Consider the following 13926-nt stretch of genomic DNA (forward strand, 5'->3'; position numbering starts at 1 on the left):
AAACGCTTAACTCTTATCTTTTAACGTTTAAAGTCTAGTGCAATCAACCTATTCTGACTAAATTTAGCAAAAAAAACCTAGTCACCGAAATGACTAGGTTTTTTTATCTTCCTACAATTGGGCGAATTATGACTCCGTTGCAGGATTTGCTTTTTTAGGTGGACGGCCACGTGGACGGCGTGGACGAGCAGCCTGCTTGTCGGCTTTCTCCGCCTCTGCTGCTTCAGTCGCTGTTTGATCTGCGGCAGGTGAATCCGCAGCTTCAGTGATAGGGGCTTTCTGTTCAGCTTGAGGCTTTTCTTCACGAGCTTCGCTGACTTCGGCCACTTCTACAGCTGCTGGCGTGTCCGTCACTTCTTCAGCTGTTACGGCTTCTTCGGGCACTGACTCGACTGCTGTGTTTTCCGGGACTTCAGCAGTTACGGTCGCACTTGTTGGCGCTTTCGCCACATCGGCCTGAACTGTCTCAGTGCTGGTCACTTCAGCTTGCTCTGCTTTTACTGCCTCAGCCTCTTCAACAGGTGCATCAGCCAGTTTTTTTGCCGACCCGGCCTGAGCTTGCTGCTTCGCCTGCTGTAAGGCTTGCTCTGCTGCAAGTTTAGCTAAACGACGGCGCTCTCGCGGGTCATTGGCTACACGCGCGGTTGGCGTAGGCGCTGGCGGTGTTAAATCCAGAACTGGTGCAGGCTCTGCTTCAGGCTGTGCCTTGGCAACTTCTACATCCCGGGTGACAGGCTTTTTCTCAGGCTCAGGCGCTGCTGCTTTGGCTACAGTCGCATTATATTCCTGCGTAAACTTCAGCAAGGCACGGTTAAAGGTGGGTAATAGACCAAACTGTTCAATCAGCACAGAACAGTCTTCACCATATACATGGCGAATCAGGCTGCCCACCGTAAACTGACCCAGAGTCGGAATTTGCGACGCAGTCAATTGTGGTGTTTTCGCCTGTTGAGATCGACCTTCACGCTGTTGACGACGGCGCTGACGCGGATCATTGCTGGCACGTGGCTTGGTCGACTGAGCTTCAGCTTTGACTTGCGGTTCTTCTGCTTCAGCTGTCTTCACCTCAGCCAACAACTCTTCAGCCGGTGGAGCCTCTACAGGTGCATCAGCTGGCGCAGTCACTTCAGGAGCTGGTGCTGCAACCGGTGCTACTGTGCCGTTTAATGCGACAATTTCACTGCTTGCCTGATCAATATTCACCACCATAGCTGTCGGCATAATGTCCTGACGCGGTGCATCTATCATCTCAACCTGAGGCTGTTTCTGGTTGATAGCTGCTGCTTCAGGCACTACCGGTGTTTCCACTGCTGGTTCATTCAGCACGCTTGGATCGCGGTGACGATTCGGGCGTTCCGGACGTTGCTGGTTGCGGCGGTCACGACGTGGCACACTCTGTTGCTGCTCATTGTTCTGAGCATCATGGCTCTGTGCGGTGTCGTTATGATGCTGACGGCGAGAATGACGTTTATGTTCACGTGCTTCTTGACGTTGCTCTTGACGTGATACCTGAACTACTTCTTCCACCACCTGATGAGAGGTGTTGGCGTGAGATGTCGATACAGGAGAGCTTTCAGACTGAGTGTGTTCACGTGTGTCTTTATGACGGCTAGGGCGCTGCTTTTTATGCGGACGCTGTGATTTTTCTTCACGCTCTACCAGTTTTTCAGTCGGCTCAGGCTCTTGCTTGTGTGCCACGGTAGAAGGCGCAAGATACACATTACTTGATGTTGCTGGTGCCACGCTGGCTACTGGTTGCGCCGGAGCTGCTGCATTGACCCGGCCAAACTGACCACGGCTAACCGCACCGCCATTTACCATTTGCTCAATTGCGGCAGCAGCATTATTTGCTGTACGGGACTGATCTACAGTGGCCGCCTGTTTTTGTACAAACAGGTTTTCTAACCATGCACATGGGCTGCTTGATGCTACAGGAGCTGCTGCCTGAACAGGGGCCTGCTGTGCAACTTGCGGTTGAGCCGGCTGGTTTTGCTGATTACGACGTTTATTGTGATTGCGGCCGTTGTTTTGTTGTGGCTGTGCAGGCGCTGGTGCAGCATGTTGTGCATGCTGTTCTTCTTCTAGATGCCATTCAGAAGACTCATAACCTAACTCTTTCTCACTTGAACGAGTGGCTTCTGTACGCTCATAGCTGGTCGGCGCAAAGCCTTCAGCATTATACGTGATTTCATAATGCGGAGTTTCCAAGTGCGGGTGCGGCAGCACAGTCACCCGTACATTGGAGGTTTGTTCCAGATAAACTAGGCTGTGACGCTTTTCATTCAGCATGAAGGCCGCGATTTCAACCGGAACTTCAACCTGTACTTCACCATGACGTTCACGTAGGGCAATTTCTTCGACTTTACGCATGATCGACAGGGAAAGTGAGCGTAAATCACGTACCATACCTGTGCCATGACAGCGAGGGCAAACATAGCCAGTCGCTTCTTCCAAAGACGGACGTAAACGCTGACGGCTCATTTCCATCAGGCCGAAACGGGATAATTGACCGAACTGGATACGTGCGCGGTCACTTTGGGTCGCTTCGCGCAGTTTGGCTTCGACCATACGCTGGTTGCGGTCTTTGGTCATGTCGATAAAGTCGATCACGACTAAACCGCCAATATCACGTAAACGTAATTGACGTGCGATTTCTTCAGCGGCTTCCAGGTTGGTGTTGAGTGCGGTGTCTTCAACGTCCTGACCACGGGTCGACTTTGCCGAGTTGATGTCAATTGACACCAGGGCTTCAGTCTGGTCAATCACGATTGAACCACCAGACGGAAGTTTGACTTCACGCTCATAAGCGGTCTGAATTTGGCTTTCAACACCGAAATGGGCAAATAAAGGCTCATTTAAGGTATAGGTTTTCAGCTTGTCAATTTGACGCGGCATGACGGCTTTTACAAAATTATAAGCTTCGTTATAGGCCTGCTCTGAGTCAATCAGGATTTCAGCAACATCATCACGTAAATAGTCACGAATGGCACGGGTTACGACACCAGCTTCTTGGTGCACCAGCATTGGGGATGGACCAGAATTGGCTGTGCTCTGGATTTGAGCCCAAAGATCCATCAAGTGTTGCAGATCAAGTTGTAACTCTTCCTGAGAACGGCCAATACCGGCAGTACGAACAATCACACTCATACCACGCGGTACGTTCAGGGAGGCCAGCATTTCTTTAAGTTCTTCACGTACTGCACCTGAAATCTGACGGCTGATACCGCCACCTTTCGGGTTATTTGGCATCAGCACCAGATAACGACCAGCCAGTGAAATAAACGTAGAAAGGGCCGCGCCTTTATTGCCACGTTCTTCTTTTTCCACCTGAACCAGAAGTTCGGTGCCTTCAGTGATCAGTTCGCGGATATTTGACGTTTGGCGAGGATCGGCTTTGTAATAAGAATTGGCGATTTCACGCATCGACAGGAAGCCTTGGCGACCTGCACCGTATTCAACGAATACAGCTTCTAAAGAAGGTTCAACGCGAGTCACGTGACCTTTGTAGATATTAGATTTTTTTTGTTCACGGGTACGGTTTTCTAAGTCGAAATCGTAAAGACGCTGACCAGTGACAAGTGCAACGCGAATTTCCTCGGCATGTGTTGCATTAATCAACATACGTTTCATGGGTGTAACACCTTATAGTGATACACAGCAAAAAATCGCTAGACACGTAGCGAACATCACACATCACGGATCAACGGCCCAGATACTAAATGTAAAGACATTGTGGTCTGAGTCTTTTTTTACCGGCTGCTACCTGTATAGATCAGCTTCGGCTTTGATTCACGTATTGAGGATGACAATACGGCTTCAATCTTTAAATGATTAAAGTCACCTGAACGCTTCACTGGCGGACGAGCGGTGCATTGGATGTGAGTAACTTTCACTGTCACGTTGTTCGAAGATCAACCCTTCTCTGTAGATAGGGGGTCTTGATACGGAATTATCATCGTATCTTTACAAACGGTGCAGATCCAATGCATCAAACACTGTAGCCTGAAGTCGTTTCCAGGGTGCGACTAATCTGATGTGTATCAGTTTACGTTTAAAAACCAACTAGGTTGGCGACATATTTTTTCAGACAAACTGATTTATGTACCTGAGGTACAATTAAACGCAACAGTTTGCTTTGTTTGCCGATATAATAAGCCTTCGGCGTCGGCATAATTCTTTGGGGACCTTCCCGTATCATGTGAGTCTTTAATTGAATAATCAAATTCAGAAAAAAATCTGAAATGCTTCAATTTTTATTCACAAACGATGGTTTCCGTGCGCTGACTATATCAAACCTTGCATCATCTGCCTATGGGCTAAGCTTATGTTTCTTGTGTAAAGCATAATCTAAATGATCATTTTTTATTCAATTTAAGTCAATTTCAGGTCACAGTAACTGTATGAATTCTACGCAACAATGGCAAAGTGTCACTTGGTTTGAAGTGGATGAACACCAGGATGGTCAGCGAATCGATAATTTCCTGTTTAGTCGTCTGAAAGGCGTGCCCAAAAGCCGTATCTATCGCTTGATTCGGGAAGGCCAGGTTCGTGTGAATAAAAAACGGATTAAGGCAGAAACCAAACTTTCGATTGGGGATCAAATTCGTGTAGCACCGATCCGTTATGAGCAGAAAGATGAAACTGCAGCGCCCGTCTCCGACAAGGTCGCTCAAGGTCTGTTGGCCCGTGTGATTTATGAAGATGAAGGCTTAATGGTGGTGAACAAGCCTTCCGGTATTGCCGTACATGGCGGTAGTGGTGTGGCCTATGGCCTGATTGAAGGGTTACGTGCTGCAACCGGTAAAAAATACCTGGAGCTGATTCACCGTATTGACCGGGATACTTCGGGCCTGGTGATGATCTCGAAAAAACGGAGCGTGCTAAAAACCCTGCAAGACCTGCTGCGAGAACATAAAATTCACAAGACCTATGCTGCGGTGGTCAAAGGCCAGGTGAGTCTGGACAAGCAGTTGATTGATGCCCCTTTGTATCGTTATGAGCTGCCAAATGGCGAACGTCGCGTGCGGGTGTCTAAAGAAGGCAAAGAGTCCAAAACCCAGTGGAATGTGCAAGAGCGTTTTATGCATGCCACATTGGTCTATGCCTCTCCGCTGTCGGGGCGTACCCACCAGATCCGTGTGCATGGTTTGAGTATTGGTCATCCTTTGGTGGGGGATGAAAAATATGGTCACGAAACCGAATATAGGGGACCTAAACCACGCCGTTTGTGCTTGCATGCTATGCGTCTGGATATTCCAGGCTATCCGACAGTTGAGGCGCCCTTGCCTGAAGATATGCAAAGTCTGGTGGCGCAGCTCAGAGCGCAGAAGGCGGATAAGCTGGTCACACTTGCCGAAGATGAAGAGTAATCTTTAGCTTTTTAATGAGTCTTCCTGATTTTGCTTTATTTGAGTGAGGAAAATTCCCTTCTTTATTAAAGGTAGAGATGATTCAAGACAATTTCTAAATCAATGAAGGGCGACATGGATGTCGCCGTTACTCTGTGGTACAAGGACGTGCCATCAGAGTAACAAAGGATTTTTGCTACTTTTCATCCTTGAAAAGTAGATAATACCTATACGAAAACAGCTGCTCACTGACATTAATTGTGGTAGTGAATTAAATTTAACTAACCTCTCCCAAACCCTCTCCTAGAAGGAGAGGGCTTAAAGATACTGAATCAAATATTAGGACCTTATATGAACTCACCTGTAAAACTGGTTATTTTTGATTGGGATGGCACCTTATTCGATTCAGTTGGCCAGATTGTGGCAAGTCTCCAGTTTGCAGCCCGGCAGTTTAATCAGCCGCTGACCGATGCCGATGCCAAAAGTATTATCGGTCTGGGTTTGCCTGAAGTTGCCGAGCGTCTGTTTCCGACAGTGCCAGAATTACATAGCGATATTTTACAGGCTTATTCTGAACATTATGTGGCGAACTCTACTGGAGATTGCTGGTTCGCAGGCGTGGCGGAGATGTTGCAAGAGCTGGCAGAGCAGGGCGTAAAACTGGCGGTCGCGACCGGAAAAAGCCGTAAAGGGCTGGATCGGGTCCTAAAGCAAACCGAGAGTGTCGAGCTGTTTGCGGTTACCCGCGCGGCCAGTGAGACCCGCTCCAAACCTGATCCGCTGATGCTGGCTGAGATTCTGTCTGAAACTGGTGTGGCGTCGCATGAGGCGATTATGGTGGGAGATACCTCCTATGACCTGGAGATGGCACAGAAGATTGCGATGCCGAGTGTGGGGGTGAGTTATGGCGTGCATACGCCTGAAACGCTGGCACAGTTTAATCCCTTGACCATCGTGCATGATATTCGCAGCCTGAATAGCTTTTTATTGGCTAAAGTTCAATGGAAAGAAGCGATTTAATCGCTTATCTTGAGATCGGTAAACTTGCAGGCACTCGGTTTGAAAAGAGTGCCTGTAAATGCACTCAACTGCCGGATATGTTCTTATCTTTTAGTCTAAAGCTGCAAACTTGATCAATTTAAGCGTCGAGCAATGTTGATGAATTTGCTGTGAATTTAGTCAAATTTATAACTTAAGTCGCTGTTTTATTTAAAATAATATTGGATTTATTAATAGTTAATAGCTATAGCGAAAAATAAAATAACTATTGGCATTCATCTCTTAATTTTCAGATTCTTAGATTGTATATGTTTATGTCTCGTTCAGGACAGACAATCCCAGCTCATTGTCAGGTCGTTTCCAGCTTGCTGAACGACTTCGTCTGGATGTAGGCATAAACTTCATTTTTGCAGTTTAAGGAAACACTGATGTCGAATTCTGCTGTTGTTGAATCAGTTGCACACGCCCTTCGTCGCGCTGAATTATCACAAACTGCGATCGCACCGATTCGCCCTGAACTTGGTGGTGAAAGTGCGGACGTGGATATTGCCTATGCCGTTCAAGAAATCAATACAGCGCGTGCGTTGTCTGAAGGCCGCCGTCTGGTGGGTCGTAAAATCGGGTTGACATCTAAAGTGGTTCAGACACAACTCGGCGTAGATCAGCCTGACTTTGGCATGTTGTTTGCAGACATGGCCTATGGCGATGGTGAAGCAATTCCTGCCGGTCTGTTGATTCAGCCTAAAGTTGAAGCGGAAATTGCATTGGTGATCAAAGAAGATTTAACCAAAGAAAAACACACCTATGCAGACATTATCAGCGCGACTGATTATGCACTTCCTGCAGTTGAAGTGGTCGATAGCCGTATCGAGAACTGGAAAATCAGCCTGATTGATACTGTGGCAGATAATGCCTCCTCGGCAGCATTTGTTTTGGGTTCACGCCCGGTGAAACTCGACAACCTTGACCTGGTGAACTGCAAGATGGTCATGACTCGCGGTGCTGAAGTGGTCTCACAAGGGGTGGGTAAAGCATGTTTGGCCAATCCTTTAAATGCAGCGGTCTGGCTTGCAGATGAGATGGTACGCCGTGGTCGCCCATTGCTCAAAGGTGACATCATCCTGACTGGTGCTTTAGGCCCAATGGTGGTTGCTCAGCCCGGCGATGAGTTCAAGGTTGAGATTGAAGGCTTTGGTTCAGTAACAGCTGCTTTTGCTGCTGAATAATGGAATATTGAGAGTACATTCATGAAAAAGATTAAATGTGCAATGATCGGTCCCGGCAACATTGGTACGGACTTGCTTTATAAATTACAGCGTAGCGAATGGTTGGAGCCAGTGTGGATGGTGGGCATTGACCCAACGTCTGAAGGTCTGGCACGTGCAGCGAAAATGGGCTTAAAAACCACGGCTGAAGGGGTAGACGGTCTGCTGCCGCATGTTCTGGAAGATGACATCAAAATCGCCTTTGATGCAACGTCTGCATACGTTCACGCTGAAAACAGCCGCAAGCTGAATGAGCTGGGCGTATTGATGATTGATTTGACACCTGCAGCGATTGGTCCGTTCTGTGTGCCGCCTGTAAACTTAGAAGCGTTATTGGCTGCTGGCGAAGTGCCGAACGTAAACATGGTAACGTGTGGTGGTCAGGCAACCATTCCTATGGTTGCTGCAGTTTCTCGTGTTCAACCGGTTGAATATGGTGAGATTATTGCAACCGTATCCACCAAGTCGGTAGGTCCGGGTACACGTAAAAATATTGACGAATTTACCCGTACCACTGCCGGTGCAATCGAAAAAGTCGGTGGTGCAAAACAAGGCAAGGCGATCATTATCATTAACCCGGCTGAACCACCATTGATGATGCGCGATACCGTGCATTGTCTGGTTAAAGGTGAACCGGATCAGGCGGCAATCACTGAATCAGTGCATGCCATGATCAAAGAAGTCCAAAAATATGTACCGGGCTACAAGCTGGTCAATGGTCCTGTGTTTGATGGCAACCGTGTGTCGATCTTCATGGAAGTCGAAGGTCTGGGTGACTTCTTGCCAAAATATGCGGGTAACCTGGACATCATGACTGCGGCGGCTGCACGTACTGCAGAAATGTTTGCTGAACACGTATTTGCAAAAGAACAGGCTTAAGGAGCAACCACATGTCTAAGATTATTGTTCATGATATGACTTTGCGTGATGGTATGCATCCACAGCGCCATCAAACCACTGTCGAGCAGATGATTGCGATTTCAACTGCACTTGATGAGGCGGGCGTACCGTTAATCGAGGTGACACATGGTGACGGGCTGGGTGGCTCATCAGTAAACTATGGTTTTGCTGCGGCAACAGATGAAGAATACCTGTCTGCTGTAGTGCCACGCATGAAGAATGCCAAAGTATCTGCATTGCTTTTGCCGGGTATCGGGACGGTTGACCATCTGAAAATGGCCCATGAGATTGGTGTATCAACCATCCGTGTGGCAACGCACTGTACGGAAGCGGATTGTTCTGAACAGCACATCACGGCTGCGCGTAAGCTGGAGATGGATACTGTAGGCTTCCTGATGCTGGCCCATATGGCAACTCCGGCTCAACTGCTTGAAGAAGCGAAGAAGATGGTGTCGTATGGTGCAAACTGTATCTATGTAACGGATTCTGCAGGTTATATGCTTCCTCAGGATGTAACCGATCGCGTTGCATGCTTGCGTGATGCGCTTGATCCAAGTATTGAACTAGGTTTCCACGGTCACCACAACTTAGGCATGGGCGTGGCAAACACGGTTGCTGCGGTGGATGCCGGTGCAGTGCGTGTCGATTTGGCCTCTGCCGGTTTGGGCGCAGGTGCAGGAAATACACCTCTTGAACTGTTCATTGCCGTTGCCAACCGTATGGGGATGGACACCGGGGTTGACCTGTTTAAAGTACAAGACGTGGCAGAAGATCTGGTAATTCCAATGATGCACAACCCGATCCGTGCAGACCGCGATGCGGCAACACTGGGCTATGCAGGCGTTTACTCATCATTCCTGTTGTTTGCGAAACGTGCGGAAGCCAAATATGGTGTATCTGCACGCGAAATTCTGCTGGAACTGGGCCGCCGTGGCACAGTCGGTGGTCAGGAAGACATGATTGAAGATCTGGCATTGACCATGTCCAAAGCCAAAGAAGCCGAAGCTTAATGTGTTTTTAACTGTTTAGCCTTTAAACCGCTGCGCAGTTATTTTCAGATCAACGTCCGATGTAGGTCATCGGGCGTTTTGTATTTTAAGAAGAGGAGCGCGAAGTAGAAGCGTTACTTGCTTAAATTTAAATTATAGCTAAAGCATATTGGTTTATAGCTGAAGTATATTAATATAATCAATTGCTTAGAAGAATTAATATGGGGATTTAAACTTAAAAGCGCTTAATTTTCTTGTTTTATATTTAAAAAACTAAAATTTTGTTAAAAATAAATGACAGAACAAGGGTTTAGAAAAAACCCCACGAATATCGAGCAAAATATCTTATTGTTTAAAGCTCTTAACCTGAGCGGAGGGCGAGTCAGGAAAAAACAAAAATAGGGTGCATGACTTAAATCTTAATACTCTGGTCGGATTCCGTTTCTGGCCATTGTTCAGCATGATGGCGCCCTAGCTTTATTTGATTATTGGGAATAAGTCATGCGTCGTCAAAATTTATGGATAGCAATGCTGGCTGCAACAGCAACTTTAGGAACCACTGCAACTCAGGCAGATTTTATTGACGACAGTCAGGTCCAGCTCAAATTTAAAAACTTTTACCTAGATCGCCAGATTAAAGACGATTCCGCTAAAAACTGGGGTTCGTGGTCTCAGGGGGTGATGCTGGATGCCAAATCTGGCTATCACGATATTGGTAGCGGTATTCAGGTTGGTGCAGACCTGTTGGTGCAGCATGCCTTTAAGCTGAATGGCCGTGACAGAAATCCAGACTTTATTTTGCCGCATGATGGTAAAGAGTCGAAAGACAATTTTGGTAAAGTCGGTGCCACCTTAAAAGCCAAAGTATCGCAAACTGAATTGAAAGTGGGTGAATTATTGCCAGTTTCTCCAGTTTTGGTGTTTGATCCATCGCGTCAGTTACTTACCACGTTTAGCGGTGCATGGTTAGAATCTAAAGACCTGAAAAATACCAAGTTAACGCTGGTCTATATTGACGGCATTAACAACCGTTATGACAACCAGTTTCGTGACCTCAGCAAATTTGCGCCACCTGCCTATGACAATGGTGCAACATCTGACGGAATGTGGCTTGCAGGATTAGACTATCAATTCACTCAGGAATTGGGTGCAAGCTATTGGTACGCAGATGTACAAGACATCTATCAGCAACATTTTGTAGGTTTAAACCATACTGCTGCTTTAGGTGAAAAAAGCAAACTGACCAGCCATGTACGTTACTTCGATAACTCGGATTCAGGTAACAAACTCTATGGTGAGATTGATAACCAGGCTTTATCAGTAGGTACTAAACTTAATCATGGTGGACATACGATTGGTTTGGGCTATCAGCAAATGCTGGGCGATTCAGCATTCCCGACATTGGGCGGCTGGGTGCCACAGCCTTATCTGGTCAACTGGGGGGTTGCGACTTTTACCAATCCTGATGAAAAATCATTGGGTTTAACCTATGGTTATGATTTCTCTGAACTGGGTGCCAAGGGCTTGAATGCTACCGCCGTGTATATGCTCGGGAAGGATGCAACTTACGGCACCAAAAAAGATCAGGATTCAGACGAGTTGAACCTGATTGTGAATTACACAGTGCCAGAGGGTAAATTAAAAGGCTTAGGCGTCCAGGCCATGTATATCGATGCTGATTTTGATTATAAGTCCGATTTGCAGGAATACCGTGTGGCGACCACCTATACCTATAAATTCTAAGCATTCAGCAGATTTAAACCGGCGATGCAACAGCATCGCCTTTTTAAGCCCTAAAGTCTGAGAAAACTTAAGGAATTAAAATAAAATATTTATATAAAACAGATATTTAAATTATATTTTTTTTGTAGCATACAATCGTAATTTTGTATCAGTTGACTCGGCTGCAGCGGTTAAGATAAGGGTGTAAAAAAGTCATTGTTAATGAGTCAACTTGGCGTTGACCTCTGTTATCAGATGGACACGCAAGCTAAAAACTGTAAGAGGAATCAACATGAGCACTGTTCAAATCCCAGAATACAAAACAGATCCATTTTTTGGTTTAGAAGACAAATGGATTGAAACGGCAGAAGGTGAGTTGACGCACTATCACGAGATTGGTGAAGGTACACCAATTCTGTTCCTGCACGGTTCAGGTACTGGTGTATCGGCGGCGGCAAACTGGTGGTTAAACCTTCCAGCCATTGGTGAGCAGGCACGTTGTATCGCCATTGATACCATTGGTTATGGCCAGACTGTGGTAGCACCTGGTACGGCTTATGGTATTCGTGCCTGGGTTGATCATGCGGTGCGTACTTTAGATGCACTGGGTATTGAAAAAACCTGGTTGGTCGGTAACTCACTGGGTGGCTGGTTGGCTTTCCAGATGGCACTTGACTATCCAGAACGTGTTCTTGGTATTGTTTCTATGGGAACCGGCGGTGCGAAACAAACTGCCGCGTTGAAAGCGCACGCAAATCCGGTGCTTACTGAAGAAGGGATCAAGAAAACCCTTTCTATGTTTGTCGTAAACAAAGACCTGATTACTGATGAACTGGTAAAAGTACGTTTTGCGTCTGCTGCAAATGACTATGCATCAAATCGTTTGATGGATGTGGTGGGTGCACGTGACCGTGACCGTTTTGAATTCCCGCTTGATTTTGAAAAAATGAAAGAGATCACAGTTCCTGTGCTGTTGATCCACGGTACGCAAGACGTGGTGATTCCTGTATCACGGACCTGGGATATTCTGAATATTGTGCCAAATGCCGATGCCCACATTTTCAGTCAGTGCGGCCACTGGTCCCAGGTGGAAAAAGCAGAAGAGTTTAATACCATTATCAAAAACTACCTGCTTGCACATGGCGTAAAATAAGCCCGAGTAAAAATATAAAAAAAGGATGCCAGGCATCCTTTTTTTATGGCTAAACGATTTTATGGGGAGAGCTAAAGCAGTCACCTTTCTCGTGTAGCAAGTTTGATAGATATTTTTAATCTGTTTTAAGTCTAGATTGAGGCTTTTTTAGAAGAAAAAACACTTAAATTTTCATTAGACTTAAGTTGTAAAGCAGATGATTTTTGAGCGGGAGTTCCTCATCTGTAGCCCAGGTTGAGGCTGATTTTGAGGCACCAAAAAGCTGGTCGTTATGAAAAAACCAGAATACAAAGCGGGTTTTAATAAGAAAATAATAAAAGCAAATAGCACAGGTATGTATAGAGCAACCTGTGCTGTCAAAAAAGGGGGAAATTTATTTTTGTTCGTCGCGATTGATATTGAGATAGAACACGTGGGTCAGTAACTCCAGGAACTTGTCCACGGCCATTGAATTTCCAGCTTTGCGGTAACTCACGTATAAATCCAGATAAGGCAGTTCAACGTCAAGCGGACGAATGACCGTATTATTCATGGTCAACGGGGCAATATAGCCCGGTAAAATCGTGCAACCTAAGCCCATGCTAATCGAGTTGATGTTGAACAGGATATTGTCAGCTTTTTGCACAATGTTGAATTCAAGATTGTTGACCTTGGCAAAGTCTAAAATCGCATTGTGCAGGGTCAGTGACTGTTCGGCAGCAGGAATAATAAAGTCTATGCCATTCAACTCTTTAACCGGAATTCGTTCATATTTGGCCAGTGGATGATCTTTAGGCAAAATAAAGATTAGCGGCTCACGCAGGACAAACTGGCTTTCAATTTCGTCGCTATGGAAGTTGTGACGGGTAAAGGTGAGATCTAGATCGCCTTTTTTCAGTAATCTCATTTGCTCTGTATTGTTCAGGCTGAGCAGTTCAATTTTCAGATCCGGGTTTTGGACACGCAGGTTGGGCAGAATGTACGGAAAGATCTTCATTTCGGCCACCGGCACAAAGCCGATGCGCAGCATCTGCTGCTTGGCCTGCGACACCTGACGCGCCATGGCAACGGCTTTGTCGGCCTGAGCCAGGGTCAAGCGGGCCTGTTCTAGAAATACAGCACCTTCTTCTGTCAGCTCGACCTTGCGTTTGGTACGGTACAGCAGTTGTACGCCGACATCTTCTTCCAGATCCTTAATCTGCTGGCTGAGAGAGGGTTGCGCCGTATAAAGTTTGAGTGCTGCCTTACTAAAGTTCAGTTCTTCAGCAACAGTGATAAAGTAGCGAAGGTGTCTTAATTCCATGTCATCAGCCCAAAGAGTAATCCAAAAAATGTCTTACTATAATTTGATAGGAGTATAGTCCATAAACAACTATGTCGTGAAGATGATTTTGTCATTTAGGAACTAAATACCTTAGAGGGGTGGATTGGTGTTTTAATATAAAAATAAGCGTGGTCAATAATTGCTTAAACCTATTAATTAAAACAAAAAAAATATTTCCCCAAAATCCTGCAAAAATCCATTATCCATTCGAGTTGAGTCTATTTATTGTGTGTCCATAGTGGCCACA

At 46.2% G+C, this 13926-nt stretch carries 9 protein-coding genes; 7 read left to right on the top strand and 2 right to left on the bottom strand.

The features are described from left to right. Nucleotides 1-126 precede the first annotated feature (126 nt). A complete protein-coding gene (locus NI461_RS01670; RefSeq protein WP_253156317.1) occupies nucleotides 127-3630 on the bottom strand; it encodes an Rne/Rng family ribonuclease in 3504 nt (1167 codons plus the stop codon). A 770-nt stretch (nucleotides 3631-4400) separates the two neighbouring features. On the opposite strand from NI461_RS01670, the gene NI461_RS01675 reads away from it, so the two are divergent. The 7 genes from NI461_RS01675 (at nucleotide 4401) to NI461_RS01705 (ending at nucleotide 12376) form a co-directional block, all read left to right on the top strand. Next, nucleotides 4401-5369 (top strand): RluA family pseudouridine synthase, encoded by a 969-nt coding sequence (locus NI461_RS01675; protein WP_253156319.1) that lies wholly within the window; start codon nucleotides 4401-4403, stop codon nucleotides 5367-5369. 330 nt (nucleotides 5370-5699) lie between these two features. Next, a complete protein-coding gene (locus tag NI461_RS01680; RefSeq protein WP_151207102.1) occupies nucleotides 5700-6368 on the top strand; it encodes an HAD-IA family hydrolase in 669 nt (222 codons plus the stop codon). Between the two features lie 407 nt (nucleotides 6369-6775). Further along, nucleotides 6776-7573 (top strand): fumarylacetoacetate hydrolase family protein, encoded by a 798-nt coding sequence (locus NI461_RS01685; RefSeq protein ID WP_151205424.1) that lies wholly within the window; start codon nucleotides 6776-6778, stop codon nucleotides 7571-7573. A gap of 21 nt (nucleotides 7574-7594) precedes the next feature. Further along, nucleotides 7595-8491 (top strand): acetaldehyde dehydrogenase (acetylating), encoded by an 897-nt coding sequence (locus tag NI461_RS01690; protein WP_253156321.1) that lies wholly within the window; start codon nucleotides 7595-7597, stop codon nucleotides 8489-8491. An 11-nt stretch (nucleotides 8492-8502) separates the two neighbouring features. Beyond that, nucleotides 8503-9522, top strand: a complete 1020-nt coding sequence (dmpG, locus tag NI461_RS01695) for a 4-hydroxy-2-oxovalerate aldolase (RefSeq protein WP_151207099.1) — start codon at nucleotides 8503-8505, stop codon at nucleotides 9520-9522. Between the two features lie 480 nt (nucleotides 9523-10002). Further along, entirely contained in the window at nucleotides 10003-11244 is a 1242-nt protein-coding gene (locus NI461_RS01700; protein ID WP_253156323.1) for an OprD family outer membrane porin, read from the top strand. Nucleotides 11245-11515: 271 nt separating this feature from the next. Further along, the gene (locus NI461_RS01705) at nucleotides 11516-12376 is read left to right on the top strand and encodes an alpha/beta hydrolase (RefSeq protein WP_151205557.1); all 861 of its coding nucleotides are present in this window, start codon (nucleotides 11516-11518) and stop codon (nucleotides 12374-12376) included. A 373-nt stretch (nucleotides 12377-12749) separates the two neighbouring features. Here NI461_RS01705 and hcaR read toward each other — a convergent pair whose 3' ends face one another. Further along, on the bottom strand, nucleotides 12750-13658 hold the full coding sequence (hcaR, locus tag NI461_RS01710; protein WP_253156324.1) for a DNA-binding transcriptional regulator HcaR: 909 nt from the start codon (nucleotides 13656-13658) through the stop codon (nucleotides 12750-12752). Nucleotides 13659-13926: the final 268 nt, after the last annotated feature.

The organism is Acinetobacter sp. S4400-12 (genome assembly GCF_024129495.1).
Lineage (GTDB): Bacteria > Pseudomonadota > Gammaproteobacteria > Pseudomonadales > Moraxellaceae > Acinetobacter > Acinetobacter lwoffii_C.

Coding starts and splice junctions, on each gene's coding strand:
- NI461_RS01705 (WP_151205557.1), top strand. CDS start 11,516: ATGAGCACTGTTCAAATCCCAGAATACAAAACAGATCCATTTTTTGGT.
- NI461_RS01670 (WP_253156317.1), bottom strand. CDS start 3,630: ATGAAACGTATGTTGATTAATGCAACACATGCCGAGGAAATTCGCGTT.
- NI461_RS01685 (WP_151205424.1), top strand. CDS start 6,776: ATGTCGAATTCTGCTGTTGTTGAATCAGTTGCACACGCCCTTCGTCGC.
- NI461_RS01675 (WP_253156319.1), top strand. CDS start 4,401: ATGAATTCTACGCAACAATGGCAAAGTGTCACTTGGTTTGAAGTGGAT.
- NI461_RS01680 (WP_151207102.1), top strand. CDS start 5,700: ATGAACTCACCTGTAAAACTGGTTATTTTTGATTGGGATGGCACCTTA.
- dmpG (WP_151207099.1), top strand. CDS start 8,503: ATGTCTAAGATTATTGTTCATGATATGACTTTGCGTGATGGTATGCAT.
- NI461_RS01690 (WP_253156321.1), top strand. CDS start 7,595: ATGAAAAAGATTAAATGTGCAATGATCGGTCCCGGCAACATTGGTACG.
- hcaR (WP_253156324.1), bottom strand. CDS start 13,658: ATGGAATTAAGACACCTTCGCTACTTTATCACTGTTGCTGAAGAACTG.
- NI461_RS01700 (WP_253156323.1), top strand. CDS start 10,003: ATGCGTCGTCAAAATTTATGGATAGCAATGCTGGCTGCAACAGCAACT.